General features: G+C 72.7%; 20 protein-coding genes. 10 read left to right on the top strand and 10 right to left on the bottom strand.

The window, feature by feature from the left end; translation table 11 throughout:
* Positions 1–70 precede the first annotated feature (70 nt).
* A complete protein-coding gene (locus EU555_RS02335) occupies positions 71–445 on the bottom strand; it encodes a PH domain-containing protein (RefSeq protein ID WP_135412816.1) in 375 nt (124 codons plus the stop codon).
* Between the two features lie 479 nt (positions 446–924).
* The gene (locus EU555_RS02330) at positions 925–1,125 is read right to left on the bottom strand and encodes a DUF1674 domain-containing protein (protein ID WP_135412815.1); all 201 of its coding nucleotides are present in this window, start codon (positions 1,123–1,125) and stop codon (positions 925–927) included.
* A gap of 225 nt (positions 1,126–1,350) precedes the next feature.
* On the opposite strand from EU555_RS02330, the gene EU555_RS02325 reads away from it, so the two are divergent.
* From EU555_RS02325 to EU555_RS02305, 5 genes are all read left to right on the top strand, one after another.
* On the top strand, positions 1,351–2,703 hold the full coding sequence (locus tag EU555_RS02325; RefSeq protein ID WP_135412814.1) for an RsmB/NOP family class I SAM-dependent RNA methyltransferase: 1,353 nt from the start codon (positions 1,351–1,353) through the stop codon (positions 2,701–2,703).
* A 230-nt stretch (positions 2,704–2,933) separates the two neighbouring features.
* On the top strand, positions 2,934–4,643 hold the full coding sequence (locus tag EU555_RS02320) for a heparinase II/III family protein (protein WP_135412813.1): 1,710 nt from the start codon (positions 2,934–2,936) through the stop codon (positions 4,641–4,643).
* 138 nt (positions 4,644–4,781) lie between these two features.
* The gene (locus tag EU555_RS02315; RefSeq protein ID WP_135412812.1) at positions 4,782–5,927 is read left to right on the top strand and encodes a GGDEF domain-containing protein; all 1,146 of its coding nucleotides are present in this window, start codon (positions 4,782–4,784) and stop codon (positions 5,925–5,927) included.
* Between the two features lie 151 nt (positions 5,928–6,078).
* Positions 6,079–7,107, top strand: coding sequence for an aldo/keto reductase (locus EU555_RS02310; RefSeq protein WP_135412811.1), 1,029 nt, complete (start codon positions 6,079–6,081; stop codon positions 7,105–7,107).
* 167 nt (positions 7,108–7,274) lie between these two features.
* The gene (locus EU555_RS02305) at positions 7,275–9,602 is read left to right on the top strand and encodes an MHYT domain-containing protein (protein WP_135412810.1); all 2,328 of its coding nucleotides are present in this window, start codon (positions 7,275–7,277) and stop codon (positions 9,600–9,602) included.
* A 106-nt stretch (positions 9,603–9,708) separates the two neighbouring features.
* On the opposite strand, the gene EU555_RS02300 is transcribed toward EU555_RS02305, so the two are convergent.
* From EU555_RS02300 to EU555_RS02295, 3 genes are all read right to left on the bottom strand, one after another.
* Positions 9,709–10,077 (bottom strand): DUF2794 domain-containing protein, encoded by a 369-nt coding sequence (locus EU555_RS02300; protein ID WP_135412809.1) that lies wholly within the window; start codon positions 10,075–10,077, stop codon positions 9,709–9,711.
* Positions 10,078–10,506: 429 nt separating this feature from the next.
* Positions 10,507–10,659 (bottom strand): hypothetical protein, encoded by a 153-nt coding sequence (locus EU555_RS35995; RefSeq protein ID WP_167858413.1) that lies wholly within the window; start codon positions 10,657–10,659, stop codon positions 10,507–10,509.
* An 86-nt stretch (positions 10,660–10,745) separates the two neighbouring features.
* Positions 10,746–10,991, bottom strand: coding sequence for a hypothetical protein (locus EU555_RS02295; protein WP_135412808.1), 246 nt, complete (start codon positions 10,989–10,991; stop codon positions 10,746–10,748).
* Between the two features lie 268 nt (positions 10,992–11,259).
* Between EU555_RS02295 and EU555_RS02290 the strand changes: the two genes are divergently transcribed.
* From EU555_RS02290 to EU555_RS02280, 3 genes are all read left to right on the top strand, one after another.
* The gene (locus EU555_RS02290; RefSeq protein ID WP_135412807.1) at positions 11,260–11,856 is read left to right on the top strand and encodes a ribonuclease HII; all 597 of its coding nucleotides are present in this window, start codon (positions 11,260–11,262) and stop codon (positions 11,854–11,856) included.
* Positions 11,857–11,999: 143 nt separating this feature from the next.
* Positions 12,000–13,607 carry an acyl-CoA synthetase gene (locus tag EU555_RS02285; protein WP_135412928.1) on the top strand — a complete coding sequence of 536 codons (1,608 nt, stop codon included), beginning with the start codon at positions 12,000–12,002 and terminating at the stop codon, positions 13,605–13,607.
* Positions 13,597–14,466, top strand: a complete 870-nt coding sequence (locus EU555_RS02280; protein ID WP_135412806.1) for a PCC domain-containing protein — start codon at positions 13,597–13,599, stop codon at positions 14,464–14,466. The genes EU555_RS02285 and EU555_RS02280 overlap by 11 nt, the downstream gene beginning before the upstream one ends.
* Here the strand turns inward: EU555_RS02280 and EU555_RS02275 are convergent.
* Both EU555_RS02275 and EU555_RS02270 read right to left on the bottom strand, forming a co-directional pair.
* Positions 14,429–15,004 (bottom strand): GNAT family N-acetyltransferase, encoded by a 576-nt coding sequence (locus tag EU555_RS02275; protein WP_135412805.1) that lies wholly within the window; start codon positions 15,002–15,004, stop codon positions 14,429–14,431. The genes EU555_RS02280 and EU555_RS02275 overlap by 38 nt on opposite strands.
* Before the next feature lie 368 nt (positions 15,005–15,372).
* Positions 15,373–16,482 (bottom strand): PA0069 family radical SAM protein, encoded by a 1,110-nt coding sequence (locus EU555_RS02270; protein ID WP_135412804.1) that lies wholly within the window; start codon positions 16,480–16,482, stop codon positions 15,373–15,375.
* Between the two features lie 109 nt (positions 16,483–16,591).
* Here EU555_RS02270 and EU555_RS02265 point away from each other — a divergent pair, with 109 nt between their 5' ends.
* Positions 16,592–17,107, top strand: a complete 516-nt coding sequence (locus tag EU555_RS02265; RefSeq protein WP_135412803.1) for a hypothetical protein — start codon at positions 16,592–16,594, stop codon at positions 17,105–17,107.
* Here EU555_RS02265 and moaB read toward each other — a convergent pair.
* The 3 genes from moaB to EU555_RS02250 form a co-directional block, all read right to left on the bottom strand.
* On the bottom strand, positions 17,073–17,666 hold the full coding sequence (moaB, locus tag EU555_RS02260; RefSeq protein ID WP_135412802.1) for a molybdenum cofactor biosynthesis protein B: 594 nt from the start codon (positions 17,664–17,666) through the stop codon (positions 17,073–17,075). The two genes, EU555_RS02265 and moaB, sit on opposite strands and share 35 nt — an antisense overlap.
* The gene (gene ypfJ / locus EU555_RS02255) at positions 17,666–18,571 is read right to left on the bottom strand and encodes a KPN_02809 family neutral zinc metallopeptidase (RefSeq protein WP_135412801.1); all 906 of its coding nucleotides are present in this window, start codon (positions 18,569–18,571) and stop codon (positions 17,666–17,668) included. Before ypfJ ends, moaB begins: the two co-directional genes overlap by 1 nt.
* Positions 18,572–18,678: 107 nt before the next feature.
* Complete coding sequence (locus EU555_RS02250) at positions 18,679–19,575, bottom strand: uracil-DNA glycosylase (protein ID WP_135412800.1); 897 nt, start codon at positions 19,573–19,575, stop codon at positions 18,679–18,681.
* Between the two features lie 195 nt (positions 19,576–19,770).
* On the opposite strand from EU555_RS02250, the gene EU555_RS02245 reads away from it, so the two are divergent.
* The gene (locus EU555_RS02245; RefSeq protein ID WP_135412799.1) at positions 19,771–21,435 is read left to right on the top strand and encodes an electron transfer flavoprotein-ubiquinone oxidoreductase; all 1,665 of its coding nucleotides are present in this window, start codon (positions 19,771–19,773) and stop codon (positions 21,433–21,435) included.
* Positions 21,436–21,738: the final 303 nt, after the last annotated feature.

The raw sequence follows: 21,738 nt of genomic DNA, 5'->3' as shown, positions 1-21,738 counted from the left end.
TCCTGTGGTGCGGGATCCCTGTTGGGGTCACTCGCGACCCCAACGGGAGCGGCGGGAGGGCGTTCCCGGGTCAGCGGAGCGTCGCGGCGATCGCCCGCTGGATGCCCCTTATGTCGGCCCCGCGCTTGAGCGTGCGGGCGATCGGGTCCGGCCGGCCGGAGATCCAGATCGTCAGCTCCGAATCGAGGTCGAAGCTGCCGGCATTCTCGATCGAGAACGAGGTGATCGCCCGGTAGGGCACCGTGAGGTAGGAGACCTTGCGGCCGGTCACGCCCTGCTTGTCGACGAGGATCAGCCGCCGGTCGGTGAAGACCATCAGGTCGCGGATCATCCGGAACGCCAGCTGCACGGTCTCGCCCGGGACCAGCATCCCGTCGAGGTCCTGCGCCACGGATTCCGGCGTCGCATCGCTGCCATGACCGAGCAGGCCGTCGAGCAGACCCATTCTCACCTCCCTCGAGTCGTGTTCACAGAAATGGTTGCTGACCGTACGACCATGGTACACGACACTGGAAGCTCGATCGCAGCATCGGCCTTTCCCACCCACCTCCTCATCCTGAGGTGCCCACGGAGTGGGCCTCGAAGGAGACCTCCAGGGATCGGAGAGGCTTCTGGAGCCCTCCTTCGAGGCCCAGCGATCTTCGATCGCCGGTCACCTCAGGGTGAGGTTCGCGGGTGGGATCACATGAAAGCGTGCCGCCTTAATGCCGTGTCGTGTACCGTGCAGCTCGACGAAACTTGCGGAACAACTGATTGGTTTCGTCGATTTTTCCTATTCGACCCGCTTTCCCGGATTTCCTTCCACTTCGTTCCAGCCGTCCGGAAAAGGGGGAAGGAAGTGTGTACGATGGCTTGGCGCGGGCTCCGTCTTGTTACCCAAAGCCAAACTTGCGTGAGCCGAGCGGCCTACCCGACCACGCTCGCTCAGAAATCCGTCGCCAGGCCCTTCACTTCCCAGTCGTCGTAGCGCACCGGCTCGAGGCCGCCGCGGCCATTGATCTCGCGCTCGCGCCGGATCTCCTCGGCCCGGGCGTCGATCGCGGCCCGCCGCGCCTCGGCCTCGGCGAGGGCGCGCTGCGCCGCCGGTGACAGGGCCTTGCGGGGGGTGGCCTCGCTCTCGCTCATCGATCGTCTCTCGTCGGTTCAGGCGCCGCGGCGCGCGGATCGCGTCCCGTGGCGCTTGCATCTCGGGCGGGCGGATGCCACCCCGGCTGAAAGCAGCGGATGCCTTCGAGGTGGAGGGCGGACGCGGCAGCGTCAAGGTCAGGCCCGCTCCCCGGGCGGCCGGGACCCGCCGGAGAGCGGGGCGCCGGCCGGTGCGGGGGAATCGTCGGGCGCGGTGGAGTGAGGATGGACGGACAGCATGACGAGGTCGCCGGGCTGCCCGCGCGGCGCCTCGCCTGGGAGACGGTGGCGGATCTCCTGGGCAAGAACCGCGGCACGGCGCTCGAGGACGCGATGGAGCCGGCGGCCGACCGCGCCGCGCTGCCGCCGCAGGATGCGGGCCTCGCCCGCGCCATCGCGACGACGACCTTCCGGCATCTCGGGGTGATCCGCCACGCGCTGCACCATCGCCTCGCCAGGGGCCTGCCGGAGGACCAGCCGGGCCTCGTCGCGCTGCTGGCCACCGGCGCGGCCCAGATCCTCTACCTGAACGTCCAGGACCACGCCGCCGTCGACCTCGCGGTGCGCCTCGCCAAGGCCGAGCCCGGGCTGCAGCACCTCGCGGGCCTCGCCAACGCGGTGCTGCGGCGGATCGCCCGCGAGCGCGACGCGATCCGCCGCGAGGGCGACGCCGAGCCCTTGCGCCTCAACACGCCGGACTGGCTCGCGCGGCGCTGGACCGCCGCTTACGGCGAGGAGACCGCCCGCGCCATCGCGGCCGCCCATGTCCGCGGGGCGGGGCTCGACCTGACGCTGCGCCCCGGCGCGCCCCTGCCCGAGGGGCTCGCGGGCCGGCACCTGCCCGGGGGTCTGAGCCTGCGCCTCGACGACGCCCGCACGCCGGTGCCGGATCTGCCGGGCTTCGCCGACGGCGCCTGGTGGGTGCAGGACGCCGCCGCCGCCCTCCCCGCCCATCTCCTCGCGGTGCGGACCGGCGAGCGGGTGGCCGATCTCTGCGCCGCGCCGGGCGGCAAGACCGCCCAGCTCGCCGCCGCCGGCGCCCAGGTGCTGGCGGTCGACCGGTCGGCCGCGCGCCTGCGCCGCCTCGAGGCCAACCTCGCCCGGCTCGGGCTGTCGGCGGAGGTCCGGGCCGCGGACGCCCTGACCCTTCCGGAGGAATACGGCTTCGACGCGGTGCTGCTCGACGCGCCCTGCAGCGCCACCGGCACGGTGCGGCGCCACCCGGACGTCGCCTGGTCGAAGCGCGAGAGCGACCTTCCCCGCCTCACGGCGCTCCAGGCCAGGCTCCTCGACAAGGCGGCGCGGCTGGTCCGCCCGGGCGGGCGCCTCGTCTACTGCACCTGCTCCCTCGAGCCGGAGGAGGGCGAGGCCCAGGTCGCGGCGTTCCTCGCCCGCCACCCGGACTTCGCCCGCCGGGCGGTCGCGCCCGGGGAGGTCGGGGACGCCGCCCTCGTCACCGCGGCCGGCGACCTGCGCACCCTGCCGTCGCACTGGCCCGGCGAGGGCGGCGCGTCCCCGGGCGAGCGCGGCGGCCTCGACGGCTTCTATGCGGCGAGGCTGGAGCGGCGGGGGGCGTGAACCGCACCAGGAAACTGTTCACAGAGTTCTCCGGCGGTTTGACCGCGCGGCGATCCTTGACCATTCCTTGACGGGAATAGCCGATTCCTGGCGACGGCCGATGCGTCTTCGACCCGGCGTTGTCCGGACGGCGCATCGGCCCGCGCGGCGGACATCCGCTGAGCGCACGAGCGACGCCGAAACCCCGCATCGCGCGGCGATCGGATCTCGGATGACCAGCAGGAGGTGGCGTGGGTTGGGGGCCTGACCGCTGGCGATTCTACCGCCTCGTCGGGCACGAGGCCGGGCGCTCCTTGCGCGCCGTCGCCGTCCGGGCGACCTCGCGCCCCTCGGCGCTGGCCCGCCTGCGGCCCACCGGCCTGGTGATCGCGCCGCAGGACCTGCGCACCAGCGACGCCACCATCGCGGCCGACATCTATGCCGGCCTGTTCGTGTTCGCCGGCCGGGCGCTCGCCACCGGCGGGCGCTCGCCCTTCGACTTCGCCCCCCCCTCGGCCCAGTGGGGGGAGGCCCTCTACGGCTTCGGCTGGCTGCGCCACCTGCGCGCCGCGGAGAGCGCGCTGTCGCGCGCCAACGCCCGGGCCTTCGTGCAGGACTTCATGGCGGGACGGGGCGACCAGGCCCTGGCGCAGCGCCCGACCGTGGTGGCCCGCCGGCTGATCTCGCTCCTGTGCCAGTCGCCGCTGGTGCTGGAGGGCGCCGACCACGCCTTCTACCAGGCCTTCCTGAAGCTGATCGGGCGCTCGACCCGCACCCTCGACCGGGCCTTGCGGCGCGGCGTCCTGCCCCGCGACCGGCTCCTCGCCGCGGTGGCGCTGGCCTATGCGGGCCTGTGCTGCGAGGGCTTCGAGCCGGTCCTGCGCCGGGGCACGCGGCTGCTCCACCGCGAGCTGACCCGCCAGATCCTGCCCGATGGCGGCCACCGCAGCCGCGACCCGGGCTTCGCCAAGGACCTGCTCCTCGACCTGCTTCCTCTGCGCCAGAGCTTCCTGAGCCGCGACATCGCCCCGCCGGAGGCGCTGCTCAACGCGGTCGACCGGATGCTGCCGCTCCTGCGCCTCCTGCGCCACGGCGACGCGTCCCTCGGCCACCACAACGGCATGGGGGCGACCGCCGCCGACCAGCTCGCCACCCTGCTGGTCTATGACGGCGCCCTGGCCAAGCCCCTGATGCACGCGCCGCATTCCGGCTACGCCCGGCTCGAGGGCGGGGGCGGCACCCTGGTGGTGGCCGATATCGGCCCGGCCCCGCCGCCGGCCCACTCGGCCGCGGCCGGGGCCGGCTGCCTGTCCTTCGAGCTGTCCTGCGGCCCGCAGCGGCTGGTGGTGAATTGCGGCATGCCGGCGACCGGCGAGGAGATGCGGGAGCTCGCCCGCACGACCGCGGCTCATTCCACCGCGTGCCTCGCCGACACCTCCTCCTGCCGCTTCCTCGCCCCGCAGCCGGGCCTAATCCACCCGATCGCGGCGTGGTTGAAGCGCCGGATGGGCCCGATCGTGGTGCGCGGGCCCGCCGAGGTCACGGTGGAGCGCGGCACCGACCCGGCCGGCGCCAGCGTGCTCGCCGCCCGGCACGACGGCTACGTCCCGACCCTGGGCCTCTACCACGAGCGGCGCTGGCGCCTGCACGCCGACGGCGCCCTGCTGGAGGGCCATGACGGCTTCCTGCGCGGGCCCGCGGGCCGCGGCGACCCGGTCGAGGCGGCGATCCGCTTCCACCTGCACCCGACCGTGCGGGCGAGCCGGACCGGGCGCGGCGTGCGGCTCGCCGGCGCGGGCGCGCCCTGGCTGTTCGAGGCCGACGCGATCGATCCGGTGATCGAGGAGAGCGTGTTCTTCGCCGCCCTCAACGGCGCCCGCCGCACCGAGCAGATCGTGCTCTACCTCACCGCCGCCGACGGCACCCAGGTGGCGTGGCGCTTCCGCCGGCTGGCCGAGTAGGTGCGCGGGGGCGCCGTGGTCGAGACTTTTTCCCGGCTCTTCCCCATTCGAGGGTTCCGCTCCGGCAAATGAACAGTCTTCGGGCAAAGGTCCGTGCTACACCAGTTCGGCAAGTCGGCGTCGGGCAGGGGTCGCGGGATGAAGCTGGATGCGCCGACCCTGGTGACCGTGACGGTCTTCGTGACGGTCATCATGGGGGCGCTCTACCTCCTGTCCTGGCGCCAGGCCCGCCAGACCCGCGCCCTCGGCTTCCTGGGCTTCGCCCAGATCGTCGGGGCGCTTGCGGTCACGCTGTTCGGCCTGCGGGGCGTGATCCCGGACTGGATCTCGATCGGGCTCGCCAACGCGGTGATGCTGGCGGCCTTCGGGCTGATCTGGGGCGGGGCCTGCTCGTTCCAGGGACGGCCGGTGCCGCCGCTGCGGATCGCCGCGGGTCCGGTCCTGTGGCTCGCCGCCTGCCTGGCGCCGCCCTTCTACGCCTCGCTGGCGGCGCGGGTGATCCTGTCCTCGGCGGTCGCCGGCCTGTACTGCGCCCTCGCCGCCCGCACCCTCTGGGACCATCGCGGCGAGCCGCTGCCGTCGCGGGGCCCGGCGGCGCTCCTGCTCGCCAGCGAGGCGGTGCTGGCCTGGGCGCGGATTCCCGCCACCTTCGTCCTGCCGGCACCGCCGGTCGGCAGCCCGACCCAGACCTTCTGGGTCGCGGTGCTGTGCTTCATCGCCCTGCTGTACACGGTCGCGGTCTCGGTGCTGTTCATGGCGCTCGCCAAGGAGCGGCTCGAGGCCGAGCAGCGCCGCGCCGCCGAGACCGACCCGCTCACCGGCGCCGCCAACCGCCGGGCGCTCGCGGCGCACGCGCACCACGCCCTGGCGGCCGGCCCGGCGGCCGTGCTGCTGTTCGATCTCGACCACTTCAAGCGGGTCAACGACACCTTCGGGCACGCCGTCGGCGACGCGGTGCTGGTCGGCTTCTGCGCCGCCGCGCGCCAGGTCCTGCCCGCGGGCGTCACGCTCGGGCGCCTCGGGGGCGAGGAATTCGCCTGCCTCCTGCCGGGCGCCGGCGCGGGCGACGCCGCCGCCATCGCCGAGACCGTGCGCCTCGCCGTGGCGGCCCTGCGCCCGGACGTGCTGCCGGCCCTTTCGGTCACGGTCAGCGTCGGGGTCGCCCGGGGCAGCGGCGATTTCGAGGCTCTGCTCGGCCTCGCCGACCGGGCGCTCTACCAGGCCAAGGCGCAGGGCCGGAACCGGGTGGTGCTGGGGGGACCGGGCCTGCGGCAGGTGGCGTGAGCCAAGGCCCCGGGCCGGCGATGCCCCGCGCCCGGGCGCGGAGGCGGGGCGGACTGGCGCAGGCCCGGGTTGTCCGCGCGCGACGGAACCCTATGACAACCCTCTTCCGGGCGCCTCCCGCGCCGCCCGGCAAAGGATTGAGGGTTCGCGCATGGAATACCGGCAGTTCGGACGGTCCGGCCTCAAGGTCCCGGCCTTGAGCCTCGGCACCGGCACCTTCGGCGGCAGCAACGAATTCTTCCAGCGCTGGGGGCAGACCGACGTCGCGGAGGCGAGCCGGATGGTCGACCTGTGCCTCGACGCCGGCGTCAATTTCTTCGACACGGCCGACATCTACTCCCAGGGGGCCTCGGAGGAGATCCTGGGCCAGGCGCTCAAGGGCAAGCGCGACCGTGCGCTGATCTCCACCAAGGCGACCTTCCCGATGGGCGCGGGGCCGAACGATAAGGGCTCGTCGCGCTACCACCTGGTGCGCGCCTGCGAGGCGAGCCTGCGCCGGCTCGGCACCGACCACATCGACGTCTACTTCATGCACGGCTTCGACGCGCTCACCCCGGTCGACGAGACCCTGCGGGCCCTCGATGACCTCGTGCGGGCGGGCAAGATCGGCTATGTCGGCGCCTCGAACTTCTCCGGCTGGCAGCTGATGAAGGCGCTGGCCACCTCCGAGCGCTACGGGCTCGCCCGCTACGTCGCCTATCAGGGCTACTACTCCCTCGTCGGCCGCCACTACGAGTGGGAGCTGATGCCGCTGGGCCTCGACCAGGGCGTCGCCCTGATGGTCTGGAGCCCGCTCGGCTGGGGCCGCCTCACCGGCAAGATCCGGCGGGGCGCCAATGCGAGCGGGCGCATCGCCGCGGGCGGCGCCGAGGGCGGGCCGCCGGTCGCCGACGAGGCTCTGTTCCGGATCGTCGACGTCCTCGACGAACTGGCGGCCGAGACCGGGCGCAGCGTCGCGCAGGTGGCGCTCAACTGGCTGCTCAGCCGCCCGACCGTGGCCAACATCGTGGTCGGCGCCCGCAACGAGGAGCAGCTGAAGCAGAATCTGGGCGCGGTCGGCTGGTCGCTCGATCCCCCGCAGATCGCCCGCCTCGACGCGGCGAGCCAGGAGACGCCGATCTATCCCTACTGGCATCAGAAAGGCTTCGACGAGCGCAACCCAAAGCCAACGGCCTGGTAGGAATGCAACTCAAACCTGCCGATTTGCGTCGGTAAAGCTCCCATCCCGTGCATCGCGCGGGATTGCAACCTGGTCTAACATAAGAGGGTTGAAGCTCCCCGGCTCGGCCGAGCCGGGGATGGGCAGTCCCGTTCCGGCGGCGGTCCGCGCGAGTCCCAAGGTGCCCGATGGCGCATGCCGGCGTTCATGATCCCGTCCTGGTCGCGCTCTCGATCGCGATCGCCATGCTGGCGTCCTACGTCGCGCTCGACCTCGCCAGCCGGATGAAGGCGGCGACCGGCTGGGCGCGGCGGGCCTGGCTCGGAACCGCCGCCCTGGTGCTCGGCGGCGGCGTGTGGTCGATGCACTTCGTGGCGATGCTGGCCTTCCGGCTGCCGGGATTCGAGATCACCTACGGGCTCGGGCTGACGCTCGTCTCCCTCGCCCTCCCGGTGGCCGTGACGGCGATCGGCCTGGCGATCGCGCAGGCGGGGCGGCCCGGGCCGGCGGCGATCGCGCTCGCGGGCCTCGTCACCGGGCTCGGCATCCTCTCGATGCACTATACCGGCATGGCGGCGATGCGCCTGCCGGCGACGCTCCACTACCACCCGGCCTGGGTCGCCGCCTCGGTGCTGATCGCGGTCGGGGCCGCGAGCGTGGCGATCTGGCTCGCCCTGCGCGAGAGCGGGCTCGGCCAGCGGGTCGCCGCCTCCGGGGCGATGGGGCTCGCCATCGCGGGCATGCACTACGCCGCGATGCAGGGCCTGGCGTTCTCCCACGCCTCCGGGACGGATCACGGCGATGCGGGGCCGGGCTTCGACCAGGTCCGCCTCGCCGCCGGCGTCACGGCGGTGACCTTCCTGGTCCTCGCCCTGGCGCTCTGCGCCGCCACCATCGACCGCCGCTTCTCCCAGCGCGCCGCCCGCGAGGCCGCGGCCTTGCGCGCCAGCGAGGAGCGCTACCGCCTGCTGCTGCAGAGCGTGACCGACTACGCGATCTTCATGCTCGACCGCGACGGCGTGGTGGCGAACTGGAATGCCGGCGCCCGCCGCATCAAGGGCTACGCGGCCGAGGAGATCGTCGGCCAGCACTTCTCGCGCTTCTACACCGCGGAGGACCGGGCCGCGGGCGCGCCGGCCCGCGCGCTCGCCACCGCGGCGGAGCGCGGCAAGTTCGAGGCCGAGGGCTGGCGCGTGCGCCGGGACGGCACGCGGTTCTTCGCGAGCGTCGTCATCGACCCGATCATCGGCGAGGACGGCGCGCTCGTCGGCTTCGCCAAGGTCACCCGCGACATCACCGAGCGCAAGCGCGCGCAGGAGGCCCTGGAGCAGGCGCAGGCCGCCCTCGCGCAGGCGCAGAAGATGGAGGCGGTGGGCCAGCTCACCGGCGGCGTCGCCCACGACTTCAACAACCTGCTGATGGCGGTGCTGGGCAGCCTCGAATTGCTGCGCAAGCGCCTGCCGGACGATCCCCGCCTGCTGCGCCTGCTCGACAACGCCGTGCAGGGTGCCGAGCGCGGCGCGGCGCTCACCCAGCGCATGCTCGCCTTCGCGCGGCGCCAGGAGCTCAAGCCCGAGCCCGTCGAGCTGAACCGCCTGGTGCGCGACATGGGCGACCTGCTGCAGCGGTCGATCGGCCCGGGCATGCGGATCGAGACCCGGTTCCCGACGGGGCTGCCGCCGGCCCTTGTCGACGCGCACCAGCTCGAGCTCGCGCTCCTCAACCTCGTGGTCAACGCCCGCGACGCGATGCCGGAGGGCGGCACGATCACGGTCGCGGGCCGCCTCGCCGAGGATGCGGCGCCGATGCTCTGCCTGTCGGTGACCGATACCGGCACCGGCATGGACGAGGCGACCCTCGCCCGGGCGCAGGAACCGTTCTTCACCACAAAGGGCGTCGGCAAGGGGACGGGCCTCGGCCTGTCGATGGTGCACGGCCTGGCGGCCCAGTCCCACGGCCGCCTGGTTCTGCGCAGCCGTCCGGGGGCCGGCACCACGGCGGAGATCTGGCTGCCGGTCGCGGCCCGGGAAGCGCCCGGGCAGGCGACGGCGCACGGGCCGGAGGCGGTGGCGCCCGGCCCCGAGGAGGCTCCGCCGCGCCGGCCCGCCGCCCGCGGCCTGCCCTCGCAGGTGGTCCTCGTCGTCGACGACGATCCGCTGGTCCTCGAGAACACCGCCGCGATGCTGGAGGATCTCGGCCACCGGGTGATCGAGGCCCGCTCCGGCCAGGAGGCCCTCGAGCTGATGCGCCGCGCCCGCACCCTCGACCTCGTGCTCACCGACCACGCCATGCCGGAGATGACCGGGCTGCAGCTCGCGACCCGGGTCGGCGCCGAGCGGCCGGGCCTCAAGGTGATCCTGGCCACCGGCTACGCCGACCTCGCCCCCGACGACGCCGCCCGCCTGCCGCGCCTCGCCAAGCCCTACGACCAGGCGACCCTCGCCCGGATGATCGAGGCGGTGATGCGGGGCGCGGAGGACGAGGGGGTCGTGGTGCCGTTCCCGAAGAGCGCCTGATCGCGAGAACGGCCGGGGCGTCTCATGGGCGTGCGATGCTGCGAGGCCCGCACGGCAAACGGGGATGGTGCGCCGGCTCGACTGAGACAGGTCCGCGGATCGCCGCTCACACCACCCGCAGCGGCTTCTCCAGCACCCGCAGCACCTGCGCCAGGTCGTGGCCGCGCTTCAGGATGCGGCCGGTCTCGGCGATCACCGCGTAGGCGCCCTGGCGGCGGGCGAGGCGCGGGTCCTTCTCGATGCGGTAGAGCGGCCGCTCGGAGGTGCGGCGGTGGATCGCGAACACCGCCTTCTCGCGGGTGAAGTCGATCGTGTAGTCCCGCCACTCGCCCTCGGAGACCATGCGGCCGTAGAGGTTCAGGATCACGCGCAGCTCGTCGCGATGGAATGACACCTGCGGTGCGGCGCGCGGGAAAGGCACCACATGGGCCCCGGCGCCGGCGCTCCAGCTCTCGGCCGTCTCTCCCTCGCTCATCGCTTCTCCTGCCTGTCGGGATGATTCGCGCTCTCGACGGGGCGCGACTGCCTGCCGGGTGGATCGCACGCCGAGACGGAGCGCGACGGGACCCGCCCGGACCATGATGGGATTCCGCAAACGGCCCCGCAAGGGTTGCGCGGGAGCGACAGGTCGCCGGGAATGCGCCGGTACGAATCGGAAATGCACAAGGACGGGCGCCGCCGCCCACAAAACGCCGCAATCACGCCGCGCGCCGGCCTTGATGCGCGCGTAGACCGGCAGTGACCTCTTGGCCCGGTCCGCCGGCCGCTCCGGTTCCCAGCCCCCCAGCCCCCGCGATGCCGGCGGGCCGGGCCTCCTCCAGAGGTTTCGAGACCCAATGACTTCAGGACCGCCTCCCCAGGGAGCGCGGTCCTTTTTTGGGCGGAGCCGCCGGGCTCCGCCCCGTCACGGCTGCGACCAGAGCTGCGCCGCGAGGGCGCGGGACCGGGTGATCCGGATCTCGTCGAGCGTCCAGAACCCGATCGCCAGGGCCCCGGCCAGGAGGGCGATCGGGTAGGCGAGCGCCAGGATGCGATTCTCCTGCGGCGGCGTGGTCATGCATCCTCCTCGTTGCGCACGGGCGGGGCGGGAGCGCCCGTCGGGGAACGCGCCGGGCGCGATCCGGTGCCCGACGGAGCGCCGGCTCAGCCGGCGAGCGGCGCGAAGAAGCAGAACACGTAGGTGCCGCGGTGACACCAGTGGTAGCGCCCGTCCTGGCTCGGCCGCACCTTCGCCATCGGCACGAAGATCCCGTGCGTCTGGTAGCCGCCCGGCACCTCGACGGCATCGGAGATCGGCTCGCAATCCTGGTCGGAGCAGCACTCGTAGGGATACCAGGAATGCGTCGGCTGGACGAGGGAGAGCGCGGCGACGGCGAGGGCGACCTTCATGGGCGGCGTACCTCCAGCGGTTGAATCCGGGCCGAGCGGGACCGGAGACCGGGAGCGGCATGACGCGTGCCAGATGCCGCGAGCCAAGAGCCGCGGGCCGAGGCGCGAGCGCGTCATCGACGCGCAGGCCTCGAGCGCGCACCCTCCCCGGTCCGGCGCCTCGGCGCGCCTTCGTTGCCGCCGATCATCGCGCTGCGCGGCCCGGAAGGAAACGTCACCGATTGCATCGGGAGGGATTTCGAAACCGGACCGCGTGCACATCTGCGCGATGCGTCCCTTCGATGCCCGCCTCGCTGCCCGCTACCCCGTCCTCATCGGCTGCGACGAGGTCGGCCGCGGCGCCCTGTGCGGCCCGGTGATCGTGGCGGCGGTCCATTTCGACCCCGCCGCCCTGCCTCCCGACCTGCTGGAAGCCCTCGACGACAGCAAGCGCCTCGACGCCGCCACCCGCGAGCGCCTGGCGCCCCGGATCGCGGCGGCCGGGCGGGTGGCGCTGGCGGGCGGCTCGCGCGACCTGATCGACCGGATCAACGTGCGCGCCGCCACCCTCGACGCGATGCGCCGCGCGGTCCTGCGGCTCGGGATCGAGGCCGAGGTGGCGGTCGACGGGCGCGACGTGCCGCCCGGCCTGCCCCTGCCCTGCCGGGCCTTCGTCGGCGGCGACCGGGCGGTGCCGCAGATCGCCGCCGCCTCGATCGTCGCCAAGGTGGTGCGCGACCGGCTGATGCGGGCGCTGGCGCGCCGCCACCCGGCCTATGCCTGGGAGCGCAACGTGGGCTACGGCACCGCCGCCCACCGGGCCGCGATGGCAACGCGCGGCCTCACCCCGCACCACCGGCTGAGCTTCAGATCTCGCGTACCGTAACGCGGCCATGCCGACCCGACGCTTCCGCTCGCCGCCCCGGGCGTCGTAAGCTCTCGCGGTACGGCGCAGACAGGCCAGGAAGGTCCGGCGCCGCCAGGGAGGAGGCCACCCGTGAGCACGACGAGCCGGAGGAGCGACCGATGATGACCCCGATGTCGCGCCGGGTGATGAACCTCGCCCATTCCCTCACCCAGGCCGCCGCGCGGCATCCGGATCGCGCCGCCTTCGTGTGGGGCGAGCGCAGCTGGAGCTGGGCCGAGTTCGACGCCCGGGTCTCCGCCCTGGCGTTCGGGCTCGCCGCCCGCGGGATCGCCAAGGGCGACCGGCTGCTGGTCCATGCCCGCAACGGCAACGCCATCCTGGAGATCATGTACGCGGCCTTCCGGCTCGGCGCGGTCTTCGTGCCGACGAACTTCCGGCTGATGCCCGACGACGTCGCGTACCTCGCCGGCCAATCGGGCGCGGCCGCCTTCCTGTGCCACGCCGATTACCCGGACCACGTCGCCGCCGTGCGGGCCGCCTGCCCCTCCTTGGGCCGTGTCGTGGTGATCGGCGACGGCCCGGCCGAGGGCGAGGCCTACGAGGCCGTGGTGGCGGAGGGCGCCGGCCAGGCGGTGGCGAATGTGGGGGTCGAGCACGACGACCCGTGCTGGTTCTTCTACACCTCCGGCACCACCGGCAAGCCGAAGGCGGCGGTGCTGACCCACGGCCAGATGGCCTTCGTCGTCACCAACCATCTCTGCGACCTGATGCCCGGCACGAGCCCTGAGACCGACGCCTCGCTGGTGGTGGCGCCGCTCTCGCACGGGGCCGGCGTGCACGCGGTGGCGCAGGTCGCCCGCGCGGTGACCTCGGTGCTGCCGGCGGGCGAGCGCTTCGACGCCGCGGAGGTCTGGAGCCTGGTGGCGCGCCACCGCATCACCAACATGTTCACGGTGCCGACGATCCTGAAGATGATGGTCGAGCACCCGGCGGTCGACGCGCACGACCATTCGTCCCTGCGCTACATCATCTATGCCGGCGCGCCGATGTACCGCGAGGACCAGAAGCGGGCCCTGCGCAGCCTGGGCCAGGTGATCGTGCAGTATTTCGGCCTCGGCGAGGTCACCGGCAACATCACGGTGCTGCCGCCCGCCCTGCACGAGGCCGAGGACGGGCCGGGGGTGAAGATCGGCACCTGCGGCTTCGAGCGCACCGGGATGCAGGTGCAGATCCAGGATCCGGAAGGCCGCGAGGTCGGCTTCGGCGAGACCGGCGAGATCTGCGTCTGCGGTCCCGCCGTGTTCGCCGGCTACTGGGAGAACCCGAAGGCCAATGCCGAGGCGTTTCGCGACGGCTGGTTCCGCACCGGCGACCTCGGCTATCTCGACGCCGAGCGCTTCCTGTACATCACCGGGCGCGCCTCCGACATGTACATCTCGGGCGGCTCGAACATCTACCCGCGGGAGATCGAGGAGAAGATCCTGGCCCATCCGGCGGTGGCCGAGACGGCGGTGCTCGGCGTGCCGGACCCGACCTGGGGCGAGATCGGCATCGCAGTCTGCGTGCCCCGGGAGGGCATGACGCTCTCGGAGGAGGACGTGATGGCGTTCCTGTTCGACAAGGTGGCCCGCTACAAGCTGCCCCGCCGGGTCATCCTGCGCGACGCGCTGCCGAAATCCGGCTACGGCAAGATCACCAAGAAGATGGTGCGCGAGGAATTGGAGGCGGCCGGGCTGCTCGGCGACAAGAGCCGATCCGATGCGGCCTGAGCCGGCGGCCTTCGCCACCCTGGCGCAGCCCGGGCCGGTGCGGCCCGAGCGCTGGCTCGCCGCCGGCGGAGGGCTCACCCACCTCGTCTTCGGGCTCGCGCCGGGGGCGACGCTGCTTGCGGCCGTCGCCGGCACCCTCGCGGAGGCGGGGATGCGCGGCGGGGTGGTGCAGCTGACGGGCGGGGGCTTCGCCCCCTTCGCCTACGTGATGCCGGCGCTCTCCGCCGAGCCGCGCTTCGCCGCCTATTACAGCGAGACCTTCCGACCGCCGGGCACGACGCGGCTCGAGCGGGCGAGCGCCACCTTCGGCGAGCGCGACGGCGCCGCCTTCCTGCACGTCCACGGGGCCTGGACCGAGGCCGACGGGCGCCGCCGGGCCGGGCACATGCTGCCCGCCGAGGTCGTGGTGGCGGAACCGGTCCGGGCCGAGGTCTGGGGCACGGCCGAGGCGGCCTGGCGGGTCGAGCCCGACCCCGAGACCAACTTCTCGCTGTTCACGCCGGCCGGCCCCGGAGGCGCCGAGCGGGGCTGCCTGCTCGTCAAGATCCAGCCGAACCAGGAGATCCACGCGGCGATCGAGGCGGCAGCCTTCGCGCATGGGATCGCGGCGGCGCGGGTGCGCGGCATCGGCAGCATCGTGCGGCCGGCCTTCGCCGACGGACGGGTGATCCCAACCGACGCCAGCGAGGTATGGATCCGCGACGGTCTCGTGCGGCCTGGACCGGACGGGCGGCCGGTCGCCCATCTCGACATCGCGGTGGTGGACGTCTTCGGCGCCATCCACGAGGGCGCCCTGCTCCGCGGCGCCAACGCCGCCTGCATCACCTTCGAGCTGACCCTGGTGGCGGAGCCGGGCTGAGGCTCTCCCGGTCGACGCCGTAGACGTGGACGCGCTCGTCCCGGCCCCGCGCCGGGGCGTGCATCACCGCCTCGCGCCGAAACGTCATCCCGAGCGCCCGCATCACCGCGACGGAGGCGGCGTTCTCCGGCTGGGCGCTGGCCTCGATCCGGTCGAGGTCGAGCCACGCGACAGCGATCGGGAGGAGCGCGGCGGCCGCCTCGCGCAGATAGCCGCGGCGCTGATGCGCCTCGCCGAGCCAGTAGCCGAGGGTGGCCGTCCGTGGTTCCTCGCGGGTCCGGTGCAGCATGATCCAGCCGAGGAGTTCGCCGTCGCCGCGGGCGGTCACCGCGAGGGAAAGCGCCTGCCCGGCCTCGGCCAGGGCGCGCGCCGTCGCGATCCGATCCCGCGCCATGGCGGTGGTGAACGGCACCGGCCAGTAGCCGAGCCACCGGCTCACCGCCGGGGTTATCATGGCGCTGGTCACCTCGGCGTCCTCGGGGGTGACGAGGCGCAGGTGGAGGCGGGGGGTGTCGAGGGAGGGCGGGGCGTCGGTCATTACGGCAGGTTACCGAATCCTGCCGCCTGGGCGGGCGGATTCTCCTCTCCAAGGCCCGCACAGGGCTGTCCCGGGAAAAATCCTTTGGAAGCCCAGGCACATCTCCCCGGACCGCCCTGCCGTCCACGGGAACAAGACATACCACCCCTCTCAGAGACTGTTTGACCTATGGAGCCAGTATCGCCGGCGCCTCTTCGATCCGACCCTCGACCTCATCCTGAGGTGTTAGTCGATCTTTGATCGACTGACCTCGAAGGAGGGCTCCAGAAATCGCCGGGATCCCTGGAACCCTCCTTCGAGGCCGCTACGCGGCACCTCAGGATGAGGTTGTGGGTGGGACGAGCATGGAAACCAAATCAAACAGGCTCTCAGAACAAGCTGTACTGCCCGCCCACCCGCACCGGCACCCGAAACAGATCGGTCCTCAGCCGCAGCCGCTCCGCCGGATAGCCGAGTCGCGTCATCGCCACCCGCATCCGCTGGTCGAGGAGATCGGCGTAGGGCCCCGTCCCGGTGAAGCGCCGCCCATAGGTCGAATCGTAGACCTTGCCGCCCCGGGCCTGGCTGAGGAGCGAGAAGGCGCGCCCCGCCCGGTCGGGATAATGCTCGGAAAACCAGTCGCGCATCAGGTCGGCGAGCTCGTGCGGCAGGCGCAGGAGCACGCCGCCGGCCTCGCTCGCCCCGGCCTCCCGGGCGCGGGCGAGCACCGCCTCGACCTCGTGGTCGTTGAGGCCCGGGATCAGGGGGGCCACCAGCACCATCACCGGGATGCCGGCTGCGGCGAGCGCCCGGATCGCCGCCAGGCGCTTCTCGGGCCGGGGCGCGCGGGGCTCCATCCGGCGGGCGAGGCCGGGATCGAGGGTCGTGACCGACAGCGCCACCTTCACCAGGCCCTCGGCCGCCATCGGCGCCAGGATGTCGAGGTCGCGCAGCACGAGGTCGGACTTGGTGACGAGGCCGACCGGGTGGCGGAAGCGGGCCAGCACCTCGAGGACGCCCCGCGTCAGGCGGTAGCGCCGCTCGATCGGCTGGTAGGGATCGGTGGCGGTGCCGAGCGCGATGGTGCGGGGCGTGTAGCCGCGGGCCGACAATTCCCGCTCCAGCAACGCCGCCGCGTCGGGCTTGGCGAAGAGCTTCGTCTCGAAATCGAGCCCCGGCGAGAGGCCCGCATAGGCGTGGTTCGGCCGGGCGAAGCAGTAGACGCAGCCGTGCTCGCAGCCGCGATACGGGTTGATCGAGCGGTCGAAGCCGATATCGGGCGAGTCGTTCCGGGTGATGATGCTGCGCACCCGCTCCAGCGTCACCTCGGTGCGCAGGGGCGGCAGATCCTCGGCGATGTCCCACCCGTCGGCGAAGCGCTCGCGCGCGGCGGCCTCGAACCGGCCGGTCGGGTTGGCGGTGGCGCCGCGCCCACGGCGGCCTTGCGCCGGCGGGGTCGATCCGGCGAGGCGGAGGTCCGGCCCGCGTTCCGATTCCATTCCCGCCTCCGTGCCCGACCCGCGGCGGAAATTCGAACAAAACAGGAACGAGCGCAAGTGCCAACCATCGAGGCAAGACGCGCCGTCTCCCATAAGCTATGGCGCGATCATGTTCACGGCCGTCATCCATCTCCCCGGCGCGATCGATCCGGAGCGCATCGACGCCCTCGCCGACACCCTGGCGGCCCTGGTGGCCGGCGTCGCGGCGGGCGTGGTGGCCGATGCGGTGATCGCGGCGGCGCATCCGGACGACCCGGAGGTCGGCACGATGGCGGAGAGCACCGGCGCGGCCTTGGTGGCGCGGGGCCCCAGCCCCTGGGTCGCGGCCGCCGCCGCAGCGCGCCGGCCCTGGATGCTGTGCCTGGAGGCCGGCGACGTCCCGGCGGAGGGCTGGATCCGGGTGCTCGACCGGTTCGGCGCCACCGCACCGGCCGAGGCGATCGGCCGCCTGCGCCGCCCGCACGCGCCGTTGTTCGAGCGGATCGCCGGCCGGCGCGAGGCCCTGACCGGGACCCGCTGGGTGCGGGCCGGCGACCTCGTGCGGGTGCAGGCGGTGCGGGCGGGCCTGCCCCTGCGCGCCCGCGTGCCGGTCAAGCCCCTGCGGGGGAGCCTGCTCCGGGGCTGACGGCCCCGCGCTTCAGGTGCTCGTCGAGGCGCGGCATGATCTCGACGAAGTTGCAGGGCCGGTGCCGGTAGTCGAGCTGGGCCGCCAGGATGCCGTCCCAGGCGTCGCGGCAGGCCCCCGGCGAGCCCGGCAGCACGAACACGTAGGTGGCGGAGACGACCCCGGCGGTGGCCCGCGACTGCAGCGTCGAGGTGCCGATCTTGTCGTAGGAGATGCGGTGGAAGATGGCGGAGAACCCGTCCATCCGCTTCTCGAACAAGGGCTCCAGCGCCTCCGGCGTCACGTCGCGGCCGGTGAAGCCGGTGCCTCCGGTGGTGATCACCACGTCGACCCCCGGGTCCTCGGCCCATGCCCGCACCTGGCCGCGGATCGCCTCGACATCGTCCGGCACGATCGCCCGGGCGGCGAGGCGGTGCCCGGCCTTCTCCAGGCGCTCGACCAGGGTGTCGCCCGAGCGGTCGTCCGCCAGGGTGCGGGTGTCCGAGACGGTCAGCACCGCGATGTTCAGCGCGACGAAGTCCCGGGCGGTGTCGAGGCGGGCTTGATCGAGACTTGCCATCAGAGCTGCGCCGCCCGGAACGTGTCGCAGGACTGGGTCTGCCCGCTGCGATAGCCGGTCTGGAACCAGCGCATGCGCTGGGCCGAGGAGCCGTGGGTGAAGGAATCCGGCACGACGTAGCCCTGGCTCTGCTTCTGCAGCCGGTCGTCGCCGATGGCGCTCGCGGCCTGCAGCGCCTCCTCGATGTCGTCGGGCTCGAGCGCGTTGAAGCGGTCGTTCGAGTTCTTGGCCCAGACGCCGGCGAGGCAATCGGCCATCAGCTCGACGCGCACCGAGAGGGCGTTCGACTCGCGCTCGCCCACCTGCTGCTGCTTGCGCTGGACCTTGGGCAGGATGCCGAGCACGTCCTGCACGTGGTGCCCGACCTCGTGGGCGATGACGTAGGCGTAGGCGAAGTCACCCTTCACCCGGAACTTCTGCTCCATCTCCTTGAAGAAGGAGGTGTCGAGATAGACCTTCTTGTCGAGCGGGCAGTAGAACGGGCCCATGGCGGCCCGGGCCTGGCCGCAGCCGCTGCGGGTGCCGCCGGTATAGAGCACCATCGTGGTCGGGGTGTACTGGCGCCCGGTCTGGTTCGGCAGCACCTGGTTCCACACGTCCTCGGTGTTGCCGAGGATCGCGGCGGCGAACTTGCCGGTCTGGTCGGAGGGGGCGCCGGTGCGCCGGTCGGGCTGCGGCTGGCCCTGCTGCTCCTGCGGCGCGCGCGGGCGCGTCATCTGCTCGGCGCCGCCGATCAGGATCGCCGGGTTGATGCCGGTGACCCAGCCGATGATGCACAGGATCACGATCGTGCCGATGCCCAGCCCCCCGGCGCCGCCGCCCGGGAATCCGAAGCCGCCCCCGCCGCCGCCCTCGCCGCGACGGTCCTCGACGTTGTCGGAGGTGCGAAAATCTTCCCAGCGCATGGTCAGCTATCCGTTGGCCCGTACCGTGAGCCGCGACGGCTACGCGGCGCAGCGTTCGGGCTCAAGAGTAATCGACGGGAGCCGGCACGGTTCCGCTTGGACGGGCCTCAGCCCTGCCCCTCGTCGAGGGCGGCGCGCAGGGCGCGGAAGTCGCGCCAGGCGAGGCGCTTCTGCAGCGGCTGGCGCAGCAGGTAGGCCGGGTGCAGGGTGGCGAGGAGGCGGATCTCGCGCCGCCCGGTGCGGTAGGGATACCAGCGCCCGCGCGACTTCAGGATGCCGTCCTTGGTGCCGGCGAGCGCTTGCGTCGCGACGCCGCCCAGGCAGACCAGGATATCGGGATCGGCGAGGGCGATCTGCCGCTCGATGAACGGCTTGCAGGTCGCGATCTCCTGTGGGGTCGGGTTGCGGTTGCCCGGCGGGCGCCAGGGCACGACGTTGCCGACATAGGCGTTCGTGCGGTCGAGCCCGACCGCCGCCATCATCCGGTCGAGGAGCTGGCCCGAGCGGCCCATGAACGGCTTGCCGACCCGGTCCTCGTCGGCGCCGGGGGCCTCTCCGACGAACATCACCCGGGCCTGCGGGTTGCCGTCGGCGAAGACCAGGCTCTTGGCGGTGAAGCGCAGCGCGCAGCTCTCGAACCGGGCGAGCAGGCCTTCCAGCTCCTCCAGGCTCGCGGCGGTGGCGGCGAGTTCGCGGGCGTCGCCGGCGGCCTCGCCGGGGGCGGCCGCGGCGGAGCGGCCGAAGGTGCTGGGTGTCTCCGCACGGGCGGGTTCGGCACGGGCGGGCTCCGGACGGGAGAGTGCGGCCCGGACCGGCTCCGCCGGCGGCGCCTGCCGCGACGGCCTCTCGGGGGTGGCGTCCTCCTCCCTTGCGGGCCGTCGCGGCGCCTCCGGCTCGGCGAAGCGGTCGTGCGGCGTCTCGTCCAGCGCGACGTCCACGCCGGCCTCGACGTGAAAGTCGAGGAAGGAGAGCAGGTCGTGGCTGTCGGGAACGTCGGGCGTCATACGTATGATGTGGCGTGCCGCGCGACTGTGGACAACCGGCGCGACACCGCGCCCACACGCATTCCCGCGCGCGAGGCCGGGAGGCTGCCGCTTGCGCCCGGGGACACGGCGTCGCACGGTCCGGCCATTGGGACCGCTTGAGGCGGCCCGAGATCGTTTATATGTGAACTATCGCAAGACCAGGGGAGGACCAGGATGGAGCTGCCGGAACGCGAGGCGATGGACTTCGACGTGGTGATCGTCGGAGCGGGCCCGGCCGGGCTGGCTGCCGCCATCCAGCTGAAGCAGCTCGCGGCCGAGGCCGGCACCGAGGTGTCGGTGGTCGTGGTCGAGAAGGGCAGCGAGGTCGGCGCCCACATCCTGTCGGGCGCCGTCATCGACCCGAGCGGCCTCGACAGGCTGGTGCCCGACTGGCGCGAGGACCCGGACCGCCCGCTCAAGACCGAGGTGGTCAAGGATGAGTTCATGTTCCTCGGGCCGGCTGGCGGCATCACCCTGCCGAACGTCGCCTTCCCGAAGCTGATGAGCAACCACGGCAATTTCGTCGGCTCGCTCTCCAACGTCACCAAGTATCTCGGCCGCAAGGCGGAGGAGCTGGGCGTCGAGATCTATCCGGGTTTCCCGGCCGCCGAGATCCTCTATGACGAGGCGGGTGCCGTGGTCGGCATCGCCACCGGCGACCTCGGCATCGCCAGGTCGGGCGAGGCGCGGGACGACTTCACCCGCGGCATGGAGCTGCGGGCCAAGTACACGGTGTTCGGCGAGGGCGCCCGCGGCTCGCTGACCAAGAAGCTCATCGACCGCTACCGCCTCAACCAGCATTCCGACCACCAGAAATACGGCCTCGGCGTGAAGGAGCTGTGGCAGGTCAAGCCCGAAAAATTCCGGCCGGGGCTGGTGCAGCACTCGATGGGCTGGCCGTTGCCGAACAAGGCCGGCGGCGGCTCGTGGCTGTACCACTTCGACGACCACCTGGTCTCGGTCGGGTTCGTGACGCACCTGAACTACGAGAACCCGACCCTGTCGCCGTTCGAGGAGTTCCAGCGCTTCAAGACCCACCCGATGATCCGCGACGTGTTCGAGGGCGCCAAGCGCATCGGCTACGGCGCGCGCGCGATCATGGAGGGCGGCTGGCAATCGGTGCCGAAGCTCGTCTTCCCGGGCGGCTGCCTCGTCGGCGACTCCGCCGGCTTCGTCAACGTGCCGCGGATCAAGGGCTCGCACAACGCGGTGCTGTCGGGCATGCAGGCCGCCGGCGCGATCCACGAGGCGCTGGCCGCCGGCCGGGCCCAGGACGAGCTGACCTCCTACGAGGAGGGCTGGCGCTCGAGCCCGATCGGCTACGACCTCAAGCGGGTGCGCAACGTCAAGCCGCTCTGGTCGAAGTACGGCACGCTGGTCGGCGTCGGCCTGGGCGGGCTCGACATGTGGCTCAACGAGCTCGCCGGCCTGTCGCTGTTCGGCACGATGAGCCACGGCAAGCCGGACTACGCCTGCACCAAGCCGCTCAAGGACGTGAAGCCGATCAAGTACCCTCGGCCCGACGGGGTGCTGACCTTCGACCGCCTCTCGTCGGTCTACCTGTCGAACACCAACCACGAGGAGGACCAGCCGGTCCACCTCCAGGTCAAGGACATGGGCCTGCAGAAATCCTCCGAGCACGACGTGTTCGGCGGGCCGTCGGGCCGCTACTGCCCGGCCGGCGTCTACGAGTGGATCGACGAGGGCGGTGCGCCGCGCTACCAGATCAACGCGCAGAACTGCGTCCACTGCAAGACCTGCGACATCAAGGATCCGAACCAGAACATCAACTGGGTCACACCGGAGGGTCCGGGCGGGCCGAACTACGTGAATATGTGAGGAAACGGGGCGCGCCCGGTGTCTGGCGCGCCCGCTTTCTCCGTCTCCGGGTCATCCCGGGTGCCGCTGCGCGGCGCCGGGATGACGTCGAGGGTGTCGGAACCGTTGCGGCAGACGACGAGGATCGATCCTCACGCCGCCCGCACGGCCGTGAGGGCACGCCCCGCCTCCCCGCGCAGGTGCCCCGCGCTCAGGTGCCCCGACTGCCGCCCGAGATCGGCGACCTGATCGCCTGCGGGACAGACCAGCGGACAGCCGGTCTGGCCCGCGACCGGGGCGGCCCCGCGCTTCATCGTCCGTCAG

Origin of the sequence: Methylobacterium nonmethylotrophicum (assembly GCF_004745635.1) — a bacterium.
GTDB lineage: Bacteria > Pseudomonadota > Alphaproteobacteria > Rhizobiales > Beijerinckiaceae > Methylobacterium > Methylobacterium nonmethylotrophicum.
This window is presented reverse-complemented; position numbering and strand designations above follow the sequence as displayed.